The sequence below is a fragment of the bacterium genome (assembly GCA_041648665.1).
Classification (GTDB): domain Bacteria; phylum UBA10199; class UBA10199; order 2-02-FULL-44-16; family JAAZCA01; genus JAFGMW01.
Window position 1 is genome coordinate 1 of record JBAZOP010000004.1, and the last position, 25201, is coordinate 25201.

Here is a 25201-nt window from a genome sequence, read left to right on the forward strand (position 1 = left end):
CCTAGCGGAAACACCGGCAAAAGCAACCGCGAACTTCGGAGAGAGAGGGAATTCGAGTCACATGCCTATCGCTGCAAAGTCGAAGTTGTTCGAGACCGCGCCCGGGATCTGAGCCGTGAACCCGCTTGCGGACTTCTCATATATCCTGGGCACCCCCGGAGTCTCCGAAGTGCCTGCCCTGGTCGATGCGATCAACGCATACTGCTCCGAGGGCATGGGCGAATTGAAATTGATCCTGTAGGTGCCCGCGCTGACGTATGAGACGCTTACGTTCGGCCCTATGATCGAAGGGGTCACGCCTCCGGTAACGCTGCCCCAGATTATCCTGCCGAAATTCGCGGTGCGCGAGTTCAGCGCCGCAAACTCATTTCCGACGTCGTAGCCGTCGACGGTCTGACCGTCGGCCATCACGATGCCGGCGTTCATGGTGAGCGTGCCGTTCATCGTATCGCCGGACCTCGATATCCTCTGCGAATCGCCGCTCGCGCGAAGGCCGGCCTCGTTCGCTATGCCCTGCGAGTTCGTCGCGATGGCGCCGTCCAGGTCGCCCAGCACGTTCTGCAGGTCCGTGGAGGTCGAATAGCTGAGCCCGGCGGGTGCAACGCCGATATACGAAGCGGAGTCCTGGCCGCTGTAGATCGTGTCCAGCTCTTCCCTCAGGACTATGGCCTCCTTGCCTGCGCCGCCGGTGATCGCTTTCGCGATCTCGTCCACAGCCCCGTCGGCAAGCGCCTCGAAGCCTACGCTCTTGTCCACAGCCCCGAGCGCCACCTGCGCATAGCTCGAGTACGGCACAGAGGCGAGTTCCATGTCTGAGATCGGCGAATATCCCTCGACCTCCACCTCGAGATAGCGCCCGACTACCGGATCTATCGCCTCCAGCGGAACGCCGCCCGTGGGCGCGCCGTTCGCATCGAGCCCGTTGCCGATCAGCGCGGAGATCTGGCCATCCACCGAGGCCACACCCTGCGTCTCCTCGTACACCGCAAGGCCCTGCGCATCCTTGATCCTGAACGCCACGTTCCGCTCGCCGTCCGCAATCGGGTTGCCTCCCTCGTCGCGGATGACCGAGTGAAAGCCCAACACCTGCGGCACAGAGGGCTGCTCGGCGGAAACAAGCGCGGGCAGCGCAAACAGGGCCAGCACGACCGCCATCCTCATGAACGACTTCATCTCAAACCTCCTTTGGTTATCTGAGCACAAACTCCACTCGCCTGTTCTTCTCCAATGCGCGCGGGCCGCGTCCCGGCTCCAGGGGCTCCGACTCACCCTTTGAAATCACGATGAGCCTCGAACCCTCGACCCCCTCCTCCGCGAGCCTGCCCATGACCCAGCGGGCCCTTCGGTCGCCCAACTCCATATTGTATTCACGCCCGCCCCTCTCGTCGCAGTGGCCCTCTATGACCACGATCGCGCCGGGGTTCTCCTCCAGCCACCTTGCGTTATTTGAGATCTTCGGAAGGTCCTCTTCGAGCACCGCCCTGCCGGCCGTAGGAAAATGGACCCGCTCCGTCGGCATCGTCCGGACAGCGGTCGCTGTCGCGGCTTTCACGTTATCCGTTGAGGCGCATCCGGCTGCGCAGATAAGGACGAGAGACGATGTAATTATGACGTTCTTCACAGCACCTCCTCACAAAGCAGCACACCACGGCGCGCTGCAGCCCGACAACCCTTCGCCTACCGCCGTCGTGCTCACCAACGGCGCGGGCCTGCGGTGCGTCCCATCGATCATGAGCACGATCGCCCTGTGCGAACGGCCGGTGAGCATGTCCCTCACCTCGAACTCCCTCTTTCCCGGTCGTATCGGCAACGGCGCGAACTTTCCCAATCCGGTGGACTGATCCAGGTATATCTCAGAGAGATTCGTGGACGCGTCGACCAGAGCTGTCTGCTCATCGCCCTCATATTCGAGCACCTCGACGGGATTCGACGGGTCTGAGAAGAGTTTGAACACGAGCCTCGTGTTGTCGATCGTGTTTCCGGAAGCGATGTTGGTGAATATCGGCACCGCCTCCATGTCCACCGGGACCTCGGTAACACCTCCATTCACCTTCACGCCAAAGGCCTCGCCCGCGCGTATGACCGCGTCGTTCGGATTGACGGCCTCCACCGCCACGGTCCTGTTATCGCCGGTGGGCACGCCGCTCACTATCCCCTCTTCAGCGTTGCCGTCGAAGGTCGCCACGATCGGCCGCTCCATCCCCTCGCCGTCGACGGTCACGCGATACATCTCTATGCGGCCGTGCTCTATGTTTGGGTTAAAGCTCGCGGCATGCCTCACCCTGACAGCCAGCATGCCCCCGCCGGCGCCGGAAAACTCGCCCGCGCCGCAACCCGCCAGCGCCAGCAGCGCGAGCAACGCGATGATCCTCTTCATCTCTTCGATGGTCATATGATCGCCCTCATTTGAAGGTCACCTTTATCTCCCCTGTCTTCGCTCCGCCCGACATCGCAGCCAGGATGCCGCCGACTATCGCCCCGGCGGCCGCGACGCCGACAGCGCCCCAGAACAGCGGCCTGCGCGCAAGCGGCTTCTTTCGCTTCGCCAGGACGATCGCGTCGGCCTCGCCCTGAGGATAGATGCTGGCGGCAGGGTCCCGGGCCATGTCGAGATCGATCTGGCCCGAAATCCCTTTCACGAGTTTTGCCAGCGCCGCGCTTCGTTCGTCAGCGCCCAGCCCCTCGATCCTGAGCGGCCGGCTTCCCGCGCGAAGCGTCCGATCGATCGTGCGCGCAGTCACGTCCCAAGAGCCTTCGCCGGCCGCATCCGCATCTATGAGCACGGCCCGCTCGATCTTGAGCGCATCCGCTATGCGTATTCCGTCGCGCACCGCCGCAGAGGCCTCGCCGTGGGCAGCGCCTCCGTCGGGACCGTTTCCCTCCTTCGCCCACTTGAGCCTTTGCTTCACCTGCGTCCTTATGCCTGCGGCTATGGCGACGCTCCTCTCGACCCTGGCGTATCGGTTGGCCCTGAGCGCAAGCGAGTAATTCCCTGCGGGCAGCCCCTCGAGCGCGAGCGGCGATATCCCCTGCGATATGCCGTTGAGGAACACCTCCGCGCCCTCCGGGATGCTGCGGACGAAGAGCGAGCCGGCGGGCAGCCCTGCGCGCGACGCCCTCACCTCTTCGTAGAGAGAGATCATGCTGGGCGGATAATCGTCCGCGGTCATCCTGAGCATGGGGTTTATCTGCATAGCCCTGTCCAGCGCCTCGCGCGCAGGGGTCTTCTTCCCGCGCGAGTTCGCGATCAGCGCCTTGGAGACGTACGCATCGAGCAAAAGCGCGTTTGCATCGGCCGCGCCCCCATCGGCCTTAAGCAGCGTGATGGCGCGCTCCAGGGACTGGTTCGCGTCGTCGTATCTGAAGTTGAAATAATGGTCCTTGGCCGCGCTTATGAGGACAGCGGCGTCCGGCAATGAGGCGGCAGACGGCTCCTGGTAGGCCGCGACTCCGGCCGCAAGATCGGAGTCGACGATATGGTGCGAGGTAGAGGCCCTCAGCGCATCAGAGATCTCGCGCGCGATCTCCCTGCTGGCATCGTCCGAATCGTCATCCGCAATCGCCTGTACGGCCACCGAGCGCTGCGCCCCGGCCGAGCAGAGGGCCGGCTGCGCCATGACGAGCGCTGCGCTCAAGATTGCCATCGATCTTTGGACCGCCTTTGGGAAGGGCATGTCGTCGGATATAAGCAATCGACGTGCCAACTTTTCCCATAACGAGGCCGGCATCGAGACAACCGGCGGTATTCACGCGTCAATTTCTCGGATCAGCCCGTGCGGGGGACGCTGATCGCAAAGCCTCTGTCCTGCGCCGGGTGCAGCGAATCGATACACCTGTGCCGAAATCACAGCAGTCGGTTGACTTCGATCCTCTTCGATCATTACACTGCTCACCCATGAAGCGCATCGACGCCCACGAGAAGGTTACCGGAAAGGCCAGGTACGCGGACGACCTGGTCTTTCACAACATGCTCCACGCCGCGCCGCTCCATTCATCCCATCCGTCAGCGAGGATAAAGGCCGTGCGCACGGAGAAGGCACTCGCATATCCCGGAGTAGCCGCGGCGATCACCGCGCGCGACGTGCCCGGCTCGAATCTCGTGGGCGGGATCATCGCCGACCAGCAGGTCATGGCGAAAGATCGCGTCAGATACATGGGCGACGTGATCGCCATGGTCGCGGCCGAGAGCGCGGACGCCGCGCGAGAAGCGGCCTCGCTCATCGAAGTCGATTACGAATTGCTCAAGCCGATATTCTCACCTGAAGAAGCCCTCAGGCCCGACGCGCCCCGGATGCACGAAGGGCGGGGAAACGTCGTAACCTCGTTCAAGATAAGGAAGGGGAAGACCGCCCCTGCGCTCAAAAAAAGCGCCCTATTGGTCGATGCGAAGTTCGCGACATCGTTTGTCGAGCACGCGTATCTGGAGCCTGAGTCCTGCGTGGCGGCGCCTGAGCCGGATGGATCGCTTGTCGTCTACGGCGGCATGCAACACCCATTTACCACGCGCCGTTTCGTCGCCGCGGCCACGGGACACGCGCTCTCGCGCGTGCGCATCGTGCAGACGACGCTCGGCGGAGGCTTCGGCGGCAAGGACGACACCATCTCCGTGGTCTGCGCGCGCGCTGCGATTCTGGCCATAAAGACCGGTCGGCCGATCAAGATCACATACACGCGCGAAGAGTCGATCCGGGAATCGTACAAGCGCCACCCGATGGAGCTCTCCTACAGGGCGGGCATGGACAACGAAGGCAAGCTCACCGCGATGGAGATAGACATCACCGCGGATTCGGGTCCCATCTGCTCCACCTCGCCGTTCGTCATCTGGAGGCCCACGGTCCAGTGCGCAGGACCCTACGCCGTACCGGCCGTGAAGTGCGACTCGCGCGCGGTCTACACGAACAACACCTTCACCGGCGCGATGCGCGGATTCGGATCCCCGCAGCACGTCTTCGCCTGCGAGTCGTTCATCGACATCTGCGCCGAGGCGGCAAACCTCGATCCGTACGAATTCAGGAAGAGAAACTTCTTCAGGCAGAACTCCGCCACGCACACCGGCCAGAAGCTCTCGAGGCACAAGGTCGCGATCGCGGAGGTAGCCGAACGCGCCCTCTCGGAGTTCGGATGGAACGGCAAATTCAGGGCCTCCTCCAGGGGGAGGACGCGCAGCGACGGGCTCCTCTACGGCGCGGGATTCGCGTGCAGCTTCAGGGGGGTCTCGCTCGGCGCGGAGGGCAACGACTTCTGCTCCGCGATCGTGAACGTGCAGCAGGACGGCTCCGCGTTGCTCGAAGTGGGGGTCTCGGAGAACGGACAGGGGCTCAAGACCGCGATGGCGGCGATCCTCTGCGAAGAACTGGGCATCGGACCCGGCCGCGTGGTCTTCATCGACACGGACACGAGCTCCATACCGGACGGCGGCCCAACCGTCGCGTCGCGCGGCACGATCATGGGCGGCAATGCAGTGATCGACGCGTGCAGGAAGATAAAATCAGACATGCGGCCGGTAGTGCGCGAGCTGATCGGGCCGTCGAGAAAGGGATACATCTACAAGAACGGCATGATCAGAAACCCGGAACGCAAGAAGGAGGTCCTCTTCGACAAGGCCGTGGCGGAATGCCACAATCGAAGGATGTATCTGCACGCGCTCGGCATCTACCGGGGCCCTGAAGTCGGCTTCGACGAGAGGAACGGCCAGGGGAACGCCTACTTCACATACGTCTACGGCTGCCAGGCGTGCGAGCTCACGGTCGATCCCGCGACAGGCAGGGTCTCTGTCCTGCGCGTGGTCGCGGCGCACGACGTGGGAAAGACGATAAACCCGCAGATGGCCGCAGGACAGGTGCTAGGCGGAATCGTTATGGGACTGGGCTTCGCCCTCAAAGAGGAGATCGTCCACAAGGACGGCATCATACAGAACACGAACCTAAACACCTACCGCATCCCGCGCTCGACCGACGCGCCCGAGATGACGGCGATACTGGTGGAGAACCCGGACCCGGACGGGCCGTACGGTGCGAAATCGCTCGGAGAACCGACCAACGAGCTCATGGGGGCGGCCGTGGCGAACGCGATATATTACGCCACCGGCAGGCGCATCCTCTCACTCCCGATCACGCCCGAAAAGATCCTCGATGTGTTGAAAAGATAGGGGCATGAACCCGGAGCAACATGGTGGCTTCGGGTCCTGTCGGCGGATCACCCCCATTTGCGGCATCGCCGCACTCAATCACAGAGTCTATGCGAATGACTTTCCGCGGCTGCTGGCGTCAAATGGGGGTCCCCCGATCCGGCGCCACCCGAAGCCAACCGCAGGTTAACCCCTTACCGCAGAACTGTTTGAAGGTTGACCCGATAAGCTTTTACCATTAGCTTAGTCGCTCGGAGGCAAGCGATTGAGTGAAACAGTCTCAAAAATCAGGGAGTTCATAGATTACTGGCGATCCCTGAAGGGTGACGAGAAGGGCGAGGCTCAGGTCTTCTGTGATCGCCTCTTTCAGGCCTTCGGTCATGCAGGCTACAAGGAAGCAGGCGCCACCTTAGAGTACCGCGTCAAAGCAAAAGGCGGCACGACAAAATACGCAGATCTCCTGTGGAAGCCCCTTCTCCTCATGGAGATGAAGAGCCGTGGTGAAGATCTGGAAGATCATTATCGTCAGGCCTTTGAATACTGGTTGCAGCTCGTTCCCCATCGTCCTCGCTATGTCATTCTCTGCAATTTTGATGAATTCTGGATCTACGATTTCGACGCCCAGATCGAAGATCCTGTCGACAGGCTGAATATTGAAGAACTTGCGGATCGTTATACGGCCCTCAATTTCCTCTTCCCCGAGGGCGGAAAACCGCTCTTTGGCAACGATCTCGTCGCTGTCACGCGCGTAGCAGCCGACAAGGTCGCCTCGGCGTTCAACGCCCTCATTGCCCGCGGCGAAGAACGTGAGAAGGCGCAGCGCTTCATCCTCCAGTGTGTCCTCACCATGTTTGCCGAGGACTTTGATCTCCTGCCACGCGGCATCTTCACGGAACTGCTTTATGATTGCCGCAACAGCGGTCATTCCTACGATCTTCTCGGCGGTCTCTTCCGACAGATGGGCACCCAGGTATCGGCAAGCGGTGGTCGCTACAAGGATGTCGAATACTTCAACGGAGGACTCTTCCGCGAATGTCAGCCTATTGAACTCAGGAATGATGAAATCGAACTTCTCATCGAAGCGGCGTTGGAAAACTGGTCCAAAGTCCAGCCGCCCATCTTCGGCACCCTCTTTCAGAGCAGCATGGACCAGAAACGGCGACACGCCCTCGGGGCGCATTTCACCAGCGAAGCAGACATCCAGAAGATTGTGCTGCCAACTATCGTGCGGCCGTGGCAATCGCGCATCGCGGCTGCAAAGACGATCAAGGATTTCAACGACATCCTTCGCGACCTCCACGCCTTCATTATGCTGGATCCCGCATGCGGATGTGGCAACTTTCTCTATGTCGCCTATCGCGAGCTCAAGCGCCTTGAAATGGATGTACTGGCGACAATCCGGAAATCCTTCGGCAAAAAGTTCCGCGACAGCGCCTCCATGACCTCACTCGTCAGCACCAGGCAGTTCTACGGCATCGACATCAGTTCCTTTGCCGTGGAGTTGGCCAAGGTCACGCTCATGCTGGCAAAAGAACTTGCAGTGGCAGAGGCGCAGAAGCGGCAGCGCTCCGGCCAGGACAGTTTCCATTTTGATCACCCTCTCCCCCTTGACAACCTAGACGACAACATACGTTGCGACGATGCCCTCTTCTGCACGTGGCCGAGGGCAAATGCGATCATCGGCAATCCGCCCTATCAGTCAAAGAACAAGATGCAACAGGAGTTTGGCCGGGACTATGTGAATCGAATACGCGAGAAATACCCCGAGATGTCCGGACGGGCCGATTATTGCGTGTATTGGTTCCGGCGTGCGCATGACGAGCTCGCGGAGGGTGGAAGGGCTGGCCTCGTGGGCACCAACACCATAAGTCAGACCTATTCCCGCAAAAGCGGGCTCGACTACATAGTGGAAAACGGCGGTACGATCACGGAGGCAGTCGCCACCCAGGTCTGGTCCGGCGACTCAGCGGTCCATGTCTCGATAGTCAATTGGGTAAAAGGCCGTGAGAAGGGAAAGAAAAAGCTCTTCACGCAATTAGGTGACAATATCGACAGCCCCTGGAGAGTTGAGAGACTCGATTCCATCAATTCATCGCTCTCCAGCCATGCGGATGTGACAGGCGCCGAGACATTGAGATGCAACGCGGAATCATCAGCCTGTTACCAGGGTCAGACACACGGACATGAGGGATTTCTGCTCCCTGAGGACGAAGCTCGAACAATGATCGCCGCAGATCCCTCTCTCAAAGAGATCCTCTCCCCCTACCTTACCGCTGATGAAATGCTGTCAAATATTGCCGCATTGCCACGGCGTTATGTCATCGACTTTCATCCACGAGATATCTTTCAAGCCAAGAGTTATGGAAAGCTTTTTTCACGCATCGAAGAAATTGTGCTGCCCGACCGTCAAGAGGCTGCTGCGAAAGAAGAATCACGAAATCACAAGGCGCTTGCCGACAATCCAAGGGCAAAGGTCAATCACCATCACGCTAACTTTTTGAACAAATGGTGGTTGCTTTCATACGCGAGAGAAGAACTCATCATCAAAATCAGAAACATCAATCGATACATTACCTGCGGACGAGTCACAAAGCGCCCGATATTTGAATTTATTTCAAGCACCATCCATCCGAATGATGCCCTGCAGGTCTTCCCTCTCCCTGACGACTATTCCTTCGGCATCTTGCAATCAGCAATACACTGGGTATGGTTTAAAGAACGTTGTTCGACCCTTAAAGGTGATTTTCGATATACATCAGAGACCGTGTTCAACAGCTTTCCCTGGCCCCAGGCACCCACGATAAAACAGGTCCGTGCGATCGCTAAAGCCGCGTTCGAACTCCGCGCGCTCAGGCGAAGGATTATGGCTGAAAATAACTGGTGTTTGCGCGACCTCTACCGCACGCTGGACTTGCCGGGCAACAATGCGCTACGGGACGCTCAAGATGAGCTCGACGCCGCAGTACGCAATGTCTACGGCATGAAGCCTGGTGACGACATCCTCGCCTTCCTCCTAGGTCTCAATCACGAGGTCGCCGAGCGTGAATCCGAAGGCAAGCCTGTCCAGGGCCCCGGCCTCCCTGCCATTGTGGATGACCCCTCGGAGTTTGTAACTGAAGATTACGTGCGAATGCATGATAACTAAAAACAAACACTTGTCGTAACATTCATTTATCATGGCCTCTTTACATGGCGTATAACTGTTACGGGTATAATCTCGCCACTATCTTTGTCATCCTTCGGTCTTGATGTAATTCTGAACCAATGCGCAACCGTGTCAGAACATTGAATCAACGTATAAGGAGATCTCCCAAGCCTCACCTTATATGTTCCATGTGAAAGTTTACCGGTGAATAAGTGTACGCATGAATAGACAATTTTATTAACACTGCACGTCACTATATGACCATACTCGCCTGGCCGCCACCCAATATCAGCATTTTCGAGCACGTGTTCATTTGTAAGTCTGACAAAATCATTCGGATGACCCTTGCCATATCGAATAAAGTTTCTAACAGCCTCAAATTCGTATTCGTATCCGGAAATACCACAGACTCTCTGAACCATCATATAATTAAATGCAATCTTAGCAATTGCCCTATGATGCTTCTCAGTTATCGTAAAAATACCCGTCGTATCAATTTTTTCATGATAATCGGCTTGCCCTTCCTTAACTAATGTAATTCTATTGTAATCATCGCCTAAAAGGGGCTTCAACCAGCCCACATCAAGTTTTTCGTCATAAAGGATATTAAATTCAATATCAGTTCGCCCAGCCTTTCTTTTAATCTCCGCAACAAGGTCCTCTTTTTTCATGCCCTTCTCAAGCCGTATATGCTCCCATTGCCCAGAAGTCGGATTAATAAATACCATCTGAGAGCAGTCCCTCATTAAACCCGTGTGCGGATCGATCTCAAACAGAGCTGGAAAATCTGAATCCCTAAATCTCCCTTCAAGCCTTATAGGTTCTCTTGAATAACGATTGGAGTAAAATGGATTGTTTTTTTCCTTTCTGCTTCGTCCCTTTATTCCTGCCATCCGTCTGAACATCGCTTCTGGACCTGCATAACATAGCTCGCCCTCGCAAATACCTAATTCATTATTGCAAATGGAGCACACTTTATCTGTCAAAATGAACTCATTACCACCTTCGTCCCTGAATGTCCCAATGCCACGAGGAATCACATGCTCCCTCTTAAAAGGAGCTTCTTGGACAACGCCACAATATACGCATTTATAAGGCACGACGTTCTCCCGTTAGCCTTATGATTTATTGCAGTGACCGAATGCATTATCAAGGCATAATTAGAGCTGCAATTCGTTCTGGGACAGGCATCAAATCCTTATACTTGCGCGGCAATTTTGAGACAACCCTGTACGTCGCTACGCCGATCGGCTTCTTCGACTCGCGAAGCGCATATTCGACGATCATCCTGTCTTTTGACTTGCACAGGATGATGCCGATGGAGGAGCCTTCGTCGGGCATGCGCACGAGATCATCGAGCGCCGCAAGATAGAACTGCATCTTGCCCACATATTCCGGCATGAACTCTCCGACCTTGAGTTCCAAGGCCACAAGACACTTGAGCGTCCGATGAAATAACAACAGATCGATAAAATACTCCTTTTCGCCGACCTCCAGCCGGTACTGGCTGCCGATGAATGAGAATATCCCGCCCATCTCTCTGAGAAACGCTTCGACCTTTGAGAGAATAGCGCACTCCAGCTCGCGCTCGTCATGCTCATCGCCAATCCCCAGAAAATCGAAGGTGTATTCGTCTTGAACCGCAAGCCCTGCCTGAACCCGCGTCTCCACAGGGAGGGCCTTTTCAAAATTCGTCTGATTGGCGAGGTATTTCTGAAAACTCTGGTTCTCTATTTGATGGATGAGGATATTTTTGGACCAGCCATGCCTTCGCGTCATCATGAGGTAAAACGTCCGCTCCGCCTCATCCTTGCACCGCTCCATGATGATGACGTTATGGAACCAGGCAATTTCTCGCGCCAATGGCGCGAGTTTTGGGCTTTTGGTATAAGTTTCATAAAAAACCTTCATTCTCCATAGGTTAGAGGCCGAAAAACCTCTGGCGCCTGAAAATTCGTTCCGCAGATCCTTCGCAAGTCGCTCCACGATCGCCTTTCCCCATGTCCTGCCCCGCTGCCTCTCAACAATCATGCGGCCGATATCCCAGTAGAGCTCAATAAGCTGTCTGTTCACGGCTTTCAGCGCCGCGTATTGTGCAGCTCGAATTCGATCCTTTATAGACCGGAGGAGCCCGCCATAATCACGTGGAACAAGGTTTGTCATAAAACCTCCTAGATCTATCCCCGCGTATACAACTGCAGCGTTTCGCAGCACCCCTGCAGTGTTTTCGGCATCCACATGGCGGAATTCCCTTTGTTTTACTGTTTGTTAAGAAAACCGATCTTCAGTTAATGCAATTACTGCGCCAACCATCTGCTTTTCCTTTTTGGAGTGTTTGTCGAGTATGGCGTTGGGTACCGCTTGATGGGGCGGGCCGGGGATATCCCGCGAGCGGCGTCAGGAGGCGCCGCTTTCCAAGCCTACAATGCTGCGGCGCCGAATGCGCAGGTGACGAGACGGCGTCTGAGTCGAGGAACCGTAGCGAGAGGGGTGTCCACGGTCCGCCCCGTCTACAGAAAATACCGTCCCCTATTGCTTCACTTTGTTATGAGTTCATCAGGGGGTACTACTGACTTGGGCGCAATCTTCGCAGGCAAGGTCTCCGGCGAGAGCGTCTCCTGCTGCATCTCGCGGTACTTATGCATCCTCCTGCCCGAGACGCCCGCCACAATCTCGAACGAATCAAGGAAAAACCCCATAGATCCCACGTCCATGGTTTTTCCCTTTGCCTCTGCCATGACGACATAGAGCCTCTTGCCCGCCAGCACGAAGCGCGCCACGCCGGCGCGCGCCGGCGCCTTGCCCTCGTCCTCCACCTTGAAGAGGAGCTCCCTGCCTTCGAACGGCCCGAGATCGAAATCAGCGCAATCGACCTCGCGGGCATGGTTCTCCCTGAGGAAGTTCCGTTTGGCCATCCTGTAGATGATGCCGCGGCCGAACATCAGCACAATCCTCGGAAGATCGGTGTACTCGACGGCGAAAACGCCGTCCTTTGTCTCAAGCTCGTAGGAGTTCTCCTCGATCTCGCCGACCGCGTATTCCCTGGTCCTGGTCTTGAACGTGGGGAGGGCCGGCATCTCGACCCTGAACCTACCCTCCTCTGATATGACCTGCTGCCACCGATCTCCGGCCGGGACAACCGCAGCCTCTTCCTGTCCGGACAGAGGCTCCACCTCTTGCGCCAAGGCCAAGTGCGCAGCGCAGACAAGCGCGGCTATCATCACGAGACGGAGCGGAAGGACCTTCATTTGGGGGATTTTACCCGATCATGGGGCAAAGGCAAAAGGCAAATCAGCTGAAAAATTTTTGCTTTCATTATCGCGCTATAATTATTAGAGAATATTCCGTTCGAGGAGACGATGACGGGCTCATACAGAATAATAGTAAACGGCAAACAGGTGGACATCTCTTGCCCGCCGGGGCGGACCCTGCTCGACATAATCAGGGAGGACCTCGGCCTCACCGGCGCAAAGCGCGGCTGCGGAATAGGCGCCTGCGGCGCATGCACAGTCCTCATCGACGGCAAGCCGCGGAGGTCGTGCCGCATCAAGATCGGCGAAATCGCCCACGACTCGCCGCATATCACGACGATCGAGGGGCTGGAGCAGGACGGCAAGCTCCACCCCATCCAGCAGGCCTTCATAGATTGCGGCGCGATACAGTGCGGCTTCTGCACGCCCGGCATGGTGCTCGCCGCAAAGGCGCTTTTAGATTCAAATCCCGATCCGACGAGGGAGGAGATAAGGACGGCGCTGTCGGCCAACCTCTGCAGATGCACCGGATATCAGCAGATATTCCAGGCCGTGGAAAAAGCGGCCAGGCTGCTGAAATAGGGGCGCTGCGACCACAGACACGACATGGGGACAAATATGAAAAACAAGCTCATCATAACGATCCTTTCAGCGGTCGCGCTCGTCGCAATCATGGTCGGGACCATCGCGCTCGCGTCCAGGGGAGCCATCAATGCAATCGAGCGGCAGAGGCACGACATCATCGGTCTTGCGATCGACGTGGGCGACTACGGCGTCAATCTGTTTTCCGCATCTCTGGTGCTCAAAGACATCAAGATATACCCAGCCGGCAAGGAGGATGACGAGCACATCCTCGCAAAGGCCGACGCCCTGCGCGTTGCGCTCTCGCCCCGCGATCTGCTGGTAAAGACGATCCATGCGCGCAAGATCGTGCTCGTGAATCCGAAGATCAACGTCATCAAGGAAACGAAGACCGACTTCAACTGGGATGCGCTCGACCTTGGGGCGGACGAGGAGAAGGCCAAGACCGAGGCCGATGAGGACAAGGCGGATGAGTGGGAGGTCAGGATCGATTCGGTCAAGATCCGCGACGGAGAGATCGCATACGTCGACAAGTCCGAAGGCCACAGGTTGAGGCTCACCAAGCTCAATATGCAGGTGAGCGACATACGGCCGAACGACAACCCCGACGAACTGCCCACACAACTCAACATCGACGCCAAGATAGACGACAACAAAGGCATGCTGAACGTGAGGGGCAGGCTGAACCTCTTCGCAGAGGGCGTCAATTTCAAGCTGCGCTCGATAATCGGCAACTCGCCGATCACTTACTACCGCTCGTTCTACGCGGGGAGCACGCCCTTCCCGATCGTCGGCGGCACAATCTCCATCACCAGCCAGGCCACTTCCAAGAAGAGCGAACTCCTGGCCAACAATCACGCCACGATCTACAACCTACGCGCAGGCGGCGGGATAAAGGGAGACCTGATCAACGCCTTTGTGCTTAAAAAACGCGCGCCCGTGGAAGCGGACGTCACGGTGAAGGGCAACATCGAAAAGGGGGACTTCAACGTGGGTTCCAAGATCTCCGCCGGCATAGGCGATGGAATACTGGCTCAGGCCAAGGCGATACCCGACCTCCTGAGCCCGGCTGAAAAGATAATGAGCAAGACAAAATCCATCGGCGAGGGAGTAAAGGGTCTGTTCAAACGCTAGATTCGCGCCCTTCAGATCGCGTCCACGTCCAACTTGTTCCCTGCTACATATGAAGCTTCGATCGCCCTGCTGTCGCCGCGGTACATGAGCAGCGAGAGTATCTCGTCGCACGCCAGCTCCGACTGCCTGCAGTTCGGATCGATACCGGAGAGGTCCACTGCGCAGAAGTCCGCGAACTTAGCCGGAGCGAAATTGCCGATCTCTCGCTCCATGGACATCGCGGCGGCCCCGCCCATGGTGGCGAGCCAGAAGGCCTTCCTGGGGCCAACAGCCGCGCGCGGCTGCGCGTAGTCGGCATGGCGCATAGCCGTAAAGATCGATATCGAGGTGCCGGCGCCAACGTCGGTGCCGAGGCCGTAGATTATCCCCGCAGACTCGACCTTGTCCGCAGGCATATTCCCGCTCTTGAGAAAGAAGTTGGAGGTCGGGCAGTGCGCGATCTTTGTGCCCGACTTGCCCAAGCGCGCAAACTCATCGTCAGAGAGATGGATCGCATGCGCCAGTATCGTGCGCTCACCCAGCGCGCCCGCGTCCTCGAATAGCTCCACATAGTCGCGGTACTTTGGGAAGAGCTCGTGCACGCGCGCATTTTCATCCAGCGTCTCCGCGATGTGGCTCTGGAAATAGGCGCCGGATTTGCGGGCGAGATCGGCCGCGCCCTTTATCAGCTCCATGCTGCAGGTCGGCGCGAACCTGGGCGTGAATGCGTAAGAGATCCTGCCGTCGCACGCGCCGTGCCAGCGCGCGCAGAGCCTCTCGCTCGCTGCGAGCGAATCAGAGGTCTTCTCGATGAGGACTGTCGGCGCATTCCGGTCCATCATCACCTTTCCGATGAAGCAGCGGACGCCGGAACCGTACGCTATCTCGAAGCAGCGGTCAGTCGCGTCCTCGTGCACGCTGGAATAGAGGCCAGAAGTCGTGGTGCCGTTGAGGATGAGTTTTTTGAAGAAACGGCGCGCGATGTCATCGACGACCGCTGGATCGGAGAAAGCAGTCTCTGCAGGGAGAATAAACCTCTCCAGCCACTTGAGCAGCGTGGCGCCATGCCTGCCGCGCGCGTCGAGCTGCGGAATATGCGAATGACAGTCGACAAGTCCAGGGATGATGAGCCTGTTCGAGAGATCGACGACGCGGCCTTTGGCTTTGGAATCAAACGCGCCGCAGGATGCGATGCGGCCGGAGGCGTCCACGGACAGCATCCCGTCCCGGATGTCGTCCGTCCTCTCAGGACTCAGCGGATTTATTATTCGGCCTCGGAAGATCGTATGTTCTGCCATGCGCTGAAGCTACGCGCCTGCCCCGGAAAATTCAAGGGCAGTTCACTCGGCAGCTGCAGGATTGGGAGAGACGGTCAGGGTATAATGGAATTCGCCGCCCATCGATGAATCGACCACGTCGGTCGCCTTGACCGTGATCTCGTATCTGCCCTCTTTCTCCGGGATGCCCTCGATATAGACCTTGCCCTCCACCTCCGCATCCATCTGAAGGATGAGTCCCACAGGCAGCACGCTGTGCCCCCACGCATAGCCATATCCGTGCCCTCCGTGAGCCTCGAACACGCAGCTATACTCCTCCGCGACCACTGCGCTGGACATGTCGCCCGTCTGCTCAGGCAACGGTTCGATCCTGATGCTCCCCTGCGCCTGGTCGAGCGCCTCGACAGAACCGGCGATGAGCATGATAATGATGATAATGACTACAGGAGAATACAGCCTTCCCATATCCCCTCCGATCGGACAGGCCGACGAAGAGATAAATGAGCAAAATGGATGCCAGTTTTTGATGATAATTTAACCTTATAAATCGGGATGTTACAAGCTTGGCTGATTTTCGAAATGATAAGGGCGTCAATGAATTGGAGCCTGGCGCCACATATGTTATGACTCCTTACAAAGAGGGGGACTATGGACGTAGATAACAAATCTAATGAACTCAGGAAATCCAAGATCCCTTATTGCCTTGCCACTGTGGTCAAAGTGAAGGGTTCGGCGCCCAGGCACGCAGGCGCGAAGATGATCGTGACCGCAAGCGAGAGCTTCGGCACAGTCGGCGGCGGCGGAGTCGAGCACCAAGCGATAGATGACGCGCGCAAGATCCTGCGAAGACGCTCGCCGGAACTCAAGAAATACGATCTCACGGAGCAGGGCATCCAGCCGTGCGGCGGGGAGGTGGAGATATTCCTCGAACCGATCGTGCCCCCCAAACGCATCGTGGTCTTCGGCGCAGGGCACGTGGCTGAAAAACTCTGCCCCATGCTCGCAGAAGCGAACTTCGAGGTCACGCTCGTGGACGAGCGCGAAGATCGGCTCGCAGCCGACGCGTTCAAGGACGTGTTGCACAAGATCAACGAGCTGCCCAGCGATTTTCTACCCAAAATAGAGTTCGCAGAGGACCTCCACGTGGTCTGCATCACCCACAAACACGTGCACGACGAGGCAATCGTGCGATACTGCCTAAAGAAGCCGTCCAGGTATCTCGGCGTCATAAGCTCGCGCAGCAAGTGGAAGCTCTTCTCTGAAAAATACAAGGCAGAGGGTTTCACGGACGAACAGATCTCGCACGTCTCCGTGCCGATCGGACTCGACATAGGAGCTGAAACCCCGTTCGAGATCGCAGTGGCGATAGTTGCGCAGCTGATACAGCTACATGAAAAACCGGATGACTTTGAAACCGGCAGATGCCACTTCAAGTTGTGAAGGATGAATTCATGAAGCCCACGGATCATTCCATTTTCGGCATAGTGCTCGCAGCAGGAGCATCGCAGCGCATGGGCGAACCAAAGGCCCTGCTTGCGACCGCTTCGGGCAAGACCCTGCTCGAGATCCAGTGCAACATGCTTGCGGAGTCGGGCTGCAGGAGGGTCGCCGTGGTCGTGGGCGCGGACGCAGGCACGATAAGGAAGGCCCTCCCCGCGCTCAGCGCAGAGCTGATAGTGAATTCCGAATGGGAGAAGGGACAGTTCTCGTCGCTCGTCGCAGGAATCCGCAATGCGCTCTCTGCGGGCGCCTGCGGCGCGATCATACTCCCGGTGGATGCGATCGGCATCCCGACAGAGGTGGTGACAGCCCTCATAGAGACCGCTCTGAGGAATCCGCACCTTGAGGCCGTCGTGCCTGAGTACGAGGGGAAAAAGGGACACCCTGTCTATCTCTCGAAGAGCTTCTGCGAGGCCCTGGCCGCGTTGGACCCTGGCCAGGATTCGGCGCGTCTGGATGCGCAACTGAAGGCTGCGTGCAACGTGATGGGCCTGCCGGTCAATAGCCCATCGGTCGTAAGGAACATAAACACTATGGATGATTGGAAGAGGTTTTCCTCACAGACCTGAGGAACCTCACGATCAGCCCGCCGGCAGCGAACTTCCTGTATTGAGCCGTGGAGCGCATATCGTCGATGGGCGCGATCTCGTCGGCGAGCGATTCGCGCGCCCTCCCTAGCAGCCCCTCGCTCAAGACTTGCCCCTTGAGCAGCGCCTCGGTGCCGGAGGCGCGCACAGGCACTGGGCCCACGCTGCCCAGCGCGATCTTTATCCACTCTATGCCGCCGTGGCGGATCCTCGCGCGCACGCACATGGAGACCTTTGATATCGCCTGCGCGCTGCGCTGGCCGATCTTGTAGTAAGCGGCGCGCTCCTTGCTGTCGGACTTGGGGATGCGGATGCGCGCGAGCAGCTCGCCCTCCTCCACCGCGGTCTTCCTGTAGCCCGTAAAGAACTTGTCCGCAGGAACCCATCGCTCGCCCTCGAGGTTCTTGATCAGGAATTCGGCCCCGTGCGCGAGCAACACCGGCAGAGTGTCTCCGGCAGGCGACGCATTCATCACGTTGCCGCCTATGGTGCCCCTGTTCTGGATCTGCGCCCCGCCTATGGTGAGACACGCCTCCGCCAGCGCGGGCAGATGCTTCCGCACCGCATCGTTCGCCGCGATAGCCGCGTGCGTCTCCATCGTGCCGATCTCGACCGCCTGCGGCATGAGCGCAATGCCGCGGAGCTCCTCTATGGAGGAGAGGTCGACCACGCCCGAGAGCTCGCGCGCGGCCGTGCGCCTTTGAACGATGAGGTCGGTGCCGCCGGCGAGCGCCGCGAACTTACCCTTGTACATCACCAAGAGCCCCATGGCCTCGCCCAGGGTGGGCGGCTTGTGATATTCGAAGCTCATCTCTTCTTTCCCTTCCGCCTGGCTGCGCACTCCTCTATCGCGTCCACGATCTTCGCATAGCCTGTGCAGCGGCAGAGATTTCCCGCGATCGCCTGCGAGATCTCATTTCGCGTGGGCGACGGGTTTTTGATCAAGAGCGCCTGCGCGGCGATCAGCATGCCTGGCGTGCAGAAACCGCACTGGACCCCGCCCTTGTTCACGAAGCATTCCTGCAGCGGCGAAAGATGCGCAGCACTCCCCAGCCCCTCCACGGTCACGAGCCTGTCGCCGTCGGCTAGCTGGCCCCACAGCACGAGGCAGGAGTCCACCGCAGCGTCATTGAGGAGCACCGAACAGGCGCCGCACTCCCCCTCGCCGCAGCCCTCCTTGGTGCCGGTCAGCCCGAGCCTTGCGCGGAGCACGTCGAGCAGGCGCATCTGTGGCTCCGCATCGACGATGCGCTCTGTGTTGTTGACAAAAATCTTTTTTATGATCGAAGACATCGTCACTCGCCTTCCTTCTTCTTCCACTCCTCGTACAGCTTCTCCGGCGTGATCGGCAGGCTGCACATGCGCAGGCCCGTGGCGCTGTAGATCGCGTTCGCTATCGCAGGAGCTCCGCCGTCCATCGGCAGCTCACCCAGCCCCTTTGCACCCATGGGCCCAAGGCTGTACGGCTCCTCGATTATGATCGTCTCCATCTCGGGCGCGTCGATCGCGGTCGGTATGATATACGTCTGCAGCCTGTCGCTCTTCACAAGCCCCGCGTCCATCGCCACGCGCTCCATGGTCGCCCAGCCGTGCGCCTGCAGCGTGCCGCCCTCGATCTGACCCGCCGCGAGCACCGGGTTGATGGCGCGGCCCATGTCCTGCGCGAGCCACATCTTCCGGACGCGCACCTCGAGGGTGTCCATGTCCACCTCCACCTCCGCCACGTCGCAGCCCCAGGAATAGGTGGGATAGGCGTCGCCGCGATATGTCTTGTCGTCCCACCTGAGCCCCGGCGGCATCTCGTATTCATCGGTGACGACATGGACGCCTTTCTTGAAGACATACGCCTTTATGAGTTCCCCCGCCTCCGCGATGCGCTTGCGGCCATCCACGAGATACCTGCCGCTGAACGAGAGCTTGTCGCGTTTTGTTCCGAACTCCTTTGCGGCGAACCTGAAGAGCTCCTCTTTGATCCTCGCCGCGCATTTCCCCAGCACGACGCCCATGATCATGGTGGTGCGCGACGCCACGGTGGGACCGCTGTCAGGGACATACGCGGTGTCGGGCGTGGGCAGGGTCACAATATCCGCATCCACGCCGAGCTGATCCGCAGCGATCTGCCGAAGCACCGTGTGCGCGCCCTGCCCCATCTCGGTGCATGCGGTGAGTATCGCGATCCTGCCCTCCTGCTCCAGCCTCAACGAGGCCTTGCCCTTGAGCTTCGCCTCGCCGGAGCCGGTGAAACCCGCACCGTGCATGAAGAGCGCCATTCCTATCCCGCGTTTGATATTGCCGCAGGGCCTGGCCGACTCCTTAGCGCGCTTGTCGAACTTTGAACGCTTCGCGGCCTCTTCGAGCACGCGCAGCGCCGCGACGCTCTCGGTGAGTTTCTGTCCGGTAGCGGTCGTATCCCCCTTTTTCAGGCAGTTCTTCCTTCGAAACTGAAGAGGAGAAAGCCTCGCCGCCTCTGCCACGCGGTCCATGTGGACCTCCAGCGGGAAAAAGGCCTGCGGCGCCCCGAAGCCGCGGAACGCGCCGTTGGGCGGAGTGTTTGTGGCAAAGGCCCTGGCGCGGACCCGAACGTTCGGGCAGCGGTACGGTCCCGCGCAGTGGATCGCGCCGCGCGAGAGCACGACCGGAGTGAGCGTCACGTACGCGCCGGCGTCGAGCTCGAAGGAGATGTCCATCGCCACGAGCGTGCCGTCCCTCTTCATCCCGGTCCTGTGCGTCACCCGCGAGGGATGCCGCTTGGTGGTGACCCTTATGTCCTCGTCGCGGTCATAGACGATCTTCACAGGATGCCCGCACTTGCGCGAGAGCACGGCGCAGTAGCCGGCAAGTATCGACGGATAGTCCTCTTTGCCGCCGAATGCGCCGCCAACCACGGACTGGCGCACCGATATCCGTTCCTCCGGCACCCCCATGAGCACCGAGAGCGCGTGCGACACGTAGTAGGGGCACTGCAGCGACCCCACGACCGACAGGGCCCCGCCCTCTTTCCATTCCGCGATCATGCCCTGAGTCTCGATGTATATGTGTTCCTGCGGCCCGGTCTCGTAGGAGCCCTCCACCACGATCTCCGCTCTCCTCAAGGCCGCCTCGACGTCGCCTTTTTTTATGTCGCAGCGATGGATGACGTTGTCCTTCGCGAATATCTTCGTCTTGGCCGCCTTCGCCTCGTCGATCGTGAGCACCGGGCGGAGCGCCTCGCTCTCCACGCGCACAGCCCTGACCGCGGCCCTGGCCAGCTCGCGGGTAGGCGCCGCGACGAGGAGGAGGGCCTCGCCCGCATGCCTTATCTCTTTTTCGACGATGAGCGGCAGGTCCTCGCGGATCATGGCCACGCAGTTTTTGCCGGGGATGTCCTCTGCGCCCGCGACCGCAACACGGTTCCAGTCGAACGCCGGATCGAGTTCGATCGATATCACCCTGCCTCGGGGGATGTCGGAGCGAACGATCGCGCCGTGCCACATGCCGGGCATCTGTATGTCGTCTACGTATGCGGCGGCGCCTGTGACCTTCTCCCCCGCGTCGGCGCGCGGAATGCTTCGTCCAACTTCGGCCATACGGAGGTTCTAACGGCCGGCCGTCCTGAAATCAAGGGCAAAGACCGCTCTCTATACGCGACGAGCCACGAGCAAGATGACTTCGCCCCGCTTCGAGAAATAGAGCAGGAGGTTGGCGATGAGACAGAAGGGCGCGATTATCAAAAAAAGCGCCATGCGAAAAAACACCCGCCAGGTCAAGCCGCCGTTCTGGAGAAAACGGAAAAAGACATGATCGCTTTTCGTGGCCTTGCTGATCAGGCTCTGCGCCGAAATAAACGTAGAATACTCAAGCGAGAAGGTATGCGCCTTCCCCACAGTCAACCCGCACCGCTCCAGGAGCCGCGTGAGGGATTCCGGGGTGAAGAACCAGCGATGGTGCTCGAGATCAAGACCCAGCCAATATTTTCCAGTCATCCGGCGGGTCCATGAGTTCAAGTTGGGCACTTCGACTATGAACGCGCCCCCCTTGCAGAGAAGCTTTGATATCCGACGGACGTACGATTCGGGTTCGCGCAGATGCTCCAGGACGTGCCACATGATCACCACGTCGAAGTTTTCCTCCCCGAAGTCCAGCTCCAGCAGGTCGCGGTCGTATATCTCAAGGCCGAGGAAATTTCGCGAAAATTCATATGCCGGCCTCGATATCTGAGTTCCGACGGTCCTGGTGAAACCGAAAAATTTTCGCAGATAATAGAGAGTGAAGCCGCGGCCGCTCCCCACGTCGAGTATCCTTTTCGCATGCCGGCAGACGCTGACGATCTTGAAGGCGCGAAACAGGCGGAAGAGGCGGATGACGGATTCGACGCCGAATAAAAACCGTCCCGCTATCTCATTGTGGTAATAGTCTTCATACAGCGCCCTATCCTCCTCCTCCGTCCGCGACGCCTCCAGGAAGATCAGGTCGCAGCTCTCGCATCGAAGCAGACGCTTCCCATCGAAGCTGTCGAACGGCGTCGCATGATTATGATCGCACATGATCTCGGTCCCTCTCACCACCTGCCCATCAGGAGCGCCCTGGCGTCGGAGAACAGGTCCCCCCTGCAAAGGCTCCTCGCAAAACGGCGCGCTATATAGCCCGGCCGGAAGTAAAATTCGCGAAACGCCCTTTTATAATAAACGACGAGTTCCTCCCAGCTGAGATTCGGATGTCTGAAGAGCGGTTTTTCGACCTGATGGCAGTTGTAGAGCGCCCAGTCATCCGTGAGGATCGATCCGCTCGAGCGAAGTTCCTCGTAATAAGGGGTCCCGGGGTAAGGGATGCATATGTCGAACTTGGCGATATCCAGCGGCAGCCGCTTCGCAAAGGAGATCGTCCTCTCCATCGACTCGGCGTCCTCGCCCGGCAGGCCGAAGATGAAGAAGCCGAAGGTGGCGACGCCGGCCTCGCGCGCGAGCGTGACGGCGTTTTCGATCTGGCCCAAAGTGGTCTTCTTGCCCACGATATCCAGGATGCGCTGATCCCCTGACTCGATGCCGTACCCCACCTGCCAGCAGCCCGCGCGCTTCGCCAGCCTGAAGAATTCGCGATCCACGAAATCGACGCGGATCCCGTTGATGAGCGACCAGGGGAATCTGAGCCCGCGGCGCAATATCCCCTCGCAGATCCTCTTGGCCCGATCGATATCCTGCGTAAAGCTGTCGTCCGTAATGTGGATCTCCCGAAATCCGCTCTTGAGCAGAAAGGCCATCTCGTCCACGACGCGCTCCGGATCCTTGGCCCTGAAGGCGCTTCCGAACGTCAGCTTGCTGCAAAAACAACAGTGATACGCGCACCCCCGGCTCGTCTCAATGAGGCCCACCGGATTTTTCCTGGAGGAGAGGCGCGAGTTCCGATAGCGATCGAGGGCGAACAGGCGCCATGCCGGATAGGGGAGCGCGTCGAGGTCCAAGACGCGAGACCCGTCGACCCGAACCGCTAGGTCGCCGCGCCTGGGCGGCGAGGCGAAAAGCCCCGGCACGACATCGTCCGCCTCCCCCACGACTACGGCGTCGAAGGCCGGCTCCCTCATGGCCTCGCCCGGAAGCGCAGTCACGTGCACCCCTCCGACTATCGTTGCGATGCGTGGGTCCAGCGCCTTGACATGCCCCATGATCCGCACGACGGAGGGATAATCAGGGGTATTCGCCGTCGAGGCGACGATCTCGGGCCGGAACCGGGCGAGCTCAGTTGCGATCGGAGGGCCGAGGTCGCCGTACAGGTCGAGGTCCAGGAGGCGAAGATCGTGCGAATCCGCCAGCCGACCGGCGATCGTGGCCAGGGTGAGGCTCGGATAGCTGGGTGCGCCGACACGGACGTTGGTGGCTAGATAGACGTTCCTCCGGGAGGGTGGATTGACCAGCAAAATGCGTGACATCTTGCCCCAAGGATAAGGGGATATATATTCTTTAGCAATCAGATTCGTTGCCAACTGCGCTCCATTTCCTTATTATGCAAGTCGTCAATGTCGGCCCACAAGCTCAAGCTGATCTCTTGGATCCTCTTCTCCCTGGCCTGCCTGCTCTTCATTTTTTTGAACTGCGTGTTTTATGTGAATGTCGGGGCCCTATGGCGCGACGAAGTCAGCAGCCTCACCGTAGCGGACATGCCGACGTTCTTCAGCACCCTGGCCAACTTTGAAATAGCCGGCGCCCCATCGCTGTTCACCGCGATCCTCCATTTCTGGATAAAAATCGGGACGGCCGCCTCGGACGCCTGGCTCCGCCTGTTCCCTCTCCTCATCTCCCTGGGGATAGCGGCTGCATTGGTCTGGCGGGGGATCAAATTCGGAAGGCGCCCCCCGCTGCTGGCCCTGGCGCTCCTGGCCTTCAACCCGACCGTCTTCTACTGGGGCGCCTCTCTGCGCTCGTACGGACTTGCCGTGATTTTTATCGTTGTGCTTTTCAGCTTGCTGCAAAAGATGCTTGAGGAGCCGTCGTTCAAGAACGCCGCCTTTGCGGCCGTCGCCGCAATCCTTGTCGTGCAATCGAGTTTTCAAGGCGTCCACCTGGTGGCCGCTCTTTGCGCAGCGACCGCCGTCGCCGGCATCGCGGCCGGCAAAAAGCTCTGCGCGCTGTTCGCCTTAGCGGCAGGAGCGATCGCTGGCCTCTCGCTAATCCCCTATGCCCTGGCGCTGCTTAAAGACGGCGACTGGATCGCCACGATTGAGGCGCAGCTCATGGAAATCTCCTTCTGGAAAGTGGTTCACAATTCGTTCGGCTCCGCCGGATCAGCCATGACCCACCTGTGGACATTGCTCATCACCGGCGTGTTGATCGCGCCCGTGCTCTACATGCTGTCAGGCCAGGACGCCGAAAAAAGGCGCGAGCGGTTCGCGACAAGCCTGTACGCCGCAGGCGCCATACTGCTCTCAGCCCTGGGGCAGATCCTTTTTATATGGTTCGTCAAGATAGGCCCCTCCCCGTGGAGGACCATCCCTCTGATAGCGCTCTTCGCGATGGCGGTGGAAGCTGCGTCAGGCGCCTTAGGCGAGAGCCGCCGCGCATGGGTCGGAAGGATGGCCGCAGCATGCCTCATTATCTCCATATGCCTCCCCACGATCTGGAGCCGGGCCCACGTCCGTCTGACGAATATCGATATAATCGCCGCCAACATAATGCACAACGAACGGCCGGGAGATTTTGTCGTGGTCGTGCCCTATTTTTGCGGCATCTCGTTCGACCGCTACTACGCCGGCAAAACGCCATGGATGACCCTGCCTCCCATACCGCAAGGAGAGCTGGCGGAATACGACAAGGTGATCCGGCGACACATGGAATCCCCGCAAAAGGCGATCGACCCCTTGATCGAGAAGATGACAAAAACCCTGCGATCCGGCGGCCGGGTATGGATGGTCGGCGGTCTCCCCTGGATACCGGAAAAAGACGAACAGGCGCCCGAGCTCATCCCAGCCCCCCACCCTGTTTATGGCTGGAGCATAGAGGGGTACTTGCCTGATTGGCATAAAAATGTAGGGGATCTGCTACGGAAACATGCCGACCAAATCATGCAGGTCATCATTCCGCAAAAACAAAAGGTCATGTTGCATGAGAACATTCCCCTGGCCCTGATCGAGGGATGGAAGCCGTGATTTC

At 58.9% G+C, this 25201-nt stretch carries 21 protein-coding genes; 7 read left to right on the forward strand and 14 right to left on the reverse strand.

The features are described from left to right. Positions 1-57: 57 nt before the first annotated feature. Genes WC683_03170 through WC683_03185 form a run of 4 tightly spaced genes read right to left on the reverse strand, consistent with a single transcriptional unit; the run spans position 58 to position 3644 of the window. Positions 58-1173: a hypothetical protein gene (locus WC683_03170; GenBank protein MFA4971589.1), complete on the reverse strand. Its 1116-nt coding sequence runs from the start codon at positions 1171-1173 to the stop codon at positions 58-60. Between the two features lie 16 nt (positions 1174-1189). Then, positions 1190-1621 carry an OmpA family protein gene (locus WC683_03175; protein ID MFA4971590.1) on the reverse strand — a complete coding sequence of 144 codons (432 nt, stop codon included), beginning with the start codon at positions 1619-1621 and terminating at the stop codon, positions 1190-1192. A 9-nt stretch (positions 1622-1630) separates the two neighbouring features. Next, complete coding sequence (locus WC683_03180; protein ID MFA4971591.1) at positions 1631-2392, reverse strand: hypothetical protein; 762 nt, start codon at positions 2390-2392, stop codon at positions 1631-1633. A 10-nt stretch (positions 2393-2402) separates the two neighbouring features. Next, positions 2403-3644 (reverse strand): PEGA domain-containing protein, encoded by a 1242-nt coding sequence (locus WC683_03185; protein ID MFA4971592.1) that lies wholly within the window; start codon positions 3642-3644, stop codon positions 2403-2405. A 251-nt stretch (positions 3645-3895) separates the two neighbouring features. On the opposite strand from WC683_03185, the gene WC683_03190 reads away from it, so the two are divergent. Further along, entirely contained in the window at positions 3896-6148 is a 2253-nt protein-coding gene (locus WC683_03190; GenBank protein MFA4971593.1) for a xanthine dehydrogenase family protein molybdopterin-binding subunit, read from the forward strand. 244 nt (positions 6149-6392) lie between these two features. Next, positions 6393-9272: a DNA methyltransferase gene (locus WC683_03195; protein ID MFA4971594.1), complete on the forward strand. Its 2880-nt coding sequence runs from the start codon at positions 6393-6395 to the stop codon at positions 9270-9272. Positions 9273-9301: 29 nt separating this feature from the next. On the opposite strand, the gene WC683_03200 is transcribed toward WC683_03195, so the two are convergent. The 3 genes from WC683_03200 to WC683_03210 form a co-directional block, all read right to left on the reverse strand. Next, a complete protein-coding gene (locus WC683_03200; protein ID MFA4971595.1) occupies positions 9302-10372 on the reverse strand; it encodes a hypothetical protein in 1071 nt (356 codons plus the stop codon). 49 nt (positions 10373-10421) lie between these two features. Then, the gene (locus WC683_03205) at positions 10422-11435 is read right to left on the reverse strand and encodes a PDDEXK nuclease domain-containing protein (protein MFA4971596.1); all 1014 of its coding nucleotides are present in this window, start codon (positions 11433-11435) and stop codon (positions 10422-10424) included. Positions 11436-11809: 374 nt separating this feature from the next. Then, a complete protein-coding gene (locus WC683_03210) occupies positions 11810-12520 on the reverse strand; it encodes a hypothetical protein (GenBank protein ID MFA4971597.1) in 711 nt (236 codons plus the stop codon). A 111-nt stretch (positions 12521-12631) separates the two neighbouring features. Between WC683_03210 and WC683_03215 the strand changes: the two genes are divergently transcribed. Beyond that, the gene (locus WC683_03215; protein MFA4971598.1) at positions 12632-13105 is read left to right on the forward strand and encodes a (2Fe-2S)-binding protein; all 474 of its coding nucleotides are present in this window, start codon (positions 12632-12634) and stop codon (positions 13103-13105) included. A gap of 36 nt (positions 13106-13141) precedes the next feature. Continuing rightward, positions 13142-14239, forward strand: coding sequence for a DUF748 domain-containing protein (locus WC683_03220; protein MFA4971599.1), 1098 nt, complete (start codon positions 13142-13144; stop codon positions 14237-14239). 11 nt (positions 14240-14250) lie between these two features. Here the strand turns inward: WC683_03220 and guaD are convergent, their stop codons facing one another. Both guaD and WC683_03230 read right to left on the reverse strand, forming a co-directional pair. Next, positions 14251-15516 carry a guanine deaminase gene (gene guaD, locus WC683_03225; protein ID MFA4971600.1) on the reverse strand — a complete coding sequence of 422 codons (1266 nt, stop codon included), beginning with the start codon at positions 15514-15516 and terminating at the stop codon, positions 14251-14253. Positions 15517-15558: 42 nt separating this feature from the next. Further along, positions 15559-15960: a hypothetical protein gene (locus WC683_03230; protein ID MFA4971601.1), complete on the reverse strand. Its 402-nt coding sequence runs from the start codon at positions 15958-15960 to the stop codon at positions 15559-15561. A 183-nt stretch (positions 15961-16143) separates the two neighbouring features. Between WC683_03230 and xdhC the strand changes: the two genes are divergently transcribed. Next, positions 16144-16935, forward strand: a complete 792-nt coding sequence (gene xdhC / locus WC683_03235; protein ID MFA4971602.1) for a xanthine dehydrogenase accessory protein XdhC — start codon at positions 16144-16146, stop codon at positions 16933-16935. After that, positions 16917-17564: a nucleotidyltransferase family protein gene (locus tag WC683_03240; GenBank protein ID MFA4971603.1), complete on the forward strand. Its 648-nt coding sequence runs from the start codon at positions 16917-16919 to the stop codon at positions 17562-17564. Before xdhC ends, WC683_03240 begins: the two co-directional genes overlap by 19 nt. On the opposite strand, the gene WC683_03245 is transcribed toward WC683_03240, so the two are convergent. The 5 genes from WC683_03245 to WC683_03265 are packed head-to-tail and all read right to left on the reverse strand — an operon-like array spanning position 17527 to position 23484. Next, the gene (locus tag WC683_03245) at positions 17527-18393 is read right to left on the reverse strand and encodes a xanthine dehydrogenase family protein subunit M (GenBank protein MFA4971604.1); all 867 of its coding nucleotides are present in this window, start codon (positions 18391-18393) and stop codon (positions 17527-17529) included. The genes WC683_03240 and WC683_03245 overlap by 38 nt on opposite strands. Further along, entirely contained in the window at positions 18390-18875 is a 486-nt protein-coding gene (locus tag WC683_03250; GenBank protein ID MFA4971605.1) for a (2Fe-2S)-binding protein, read from the reverse strand. Before WC683_03250 ends, WC683_03245 begins: the two co-directional genes overlap by 4 nt. 2 nt (positions 18876-18877) lie before the next feature. Continuing rightward, positions 18878-21148: a xanthine dehydrogenase family protein molybdopterin-binding subunit gene (locus WC683_03255; GenBank protein MFA4971606.1), complete on the reverse strand. Its 2271-nt coding sequence runs from the start codon at positions 21146-21148 to the stop codon at positions 18878-18880. Positions 21149-21199: 51 nt separating this feature from the next. Beyond that, positions 21200-22105 carry a class I SAM-dependent methyltransferase gene (locus WC683_03260; GenBank protein ID MFA4971607.1) on the reverse strand — a complete coding sequence of 302 codons (906 nt, stop codon included), beginning with the start codon at positions 22103-22105 and terminating at the stop codon, positions 21200-21202. 14 nt (positions 22106-22119) lie between these two features. Continuing rightward, the gene (locus WC683_03265; protein ID MFA4971608.1) at positions 22120-23484 is read right to left on the reverse strand and encodes a radical SAM protein; all 1365 of its coding nucleotides are present in this window, start codon (positions 23482-23484) and stop codon (positions 22120-22122) included. A gap of 87 nt (positions 23485-23571) precedes the next feature. On the opposite strand from WC683_03265, the gene WC683_03270 reads away from it, so the two are divergent. Next, entirely contained in the window at positions 23572-25197 is a 1626-nt protein-coding gene (locus WC683_03270) for a hypothetical protein (GenBank protein MFA4971609.1), read from the forward strand. Positions 25198-25201: the final 4 nt, after the last annotated feature.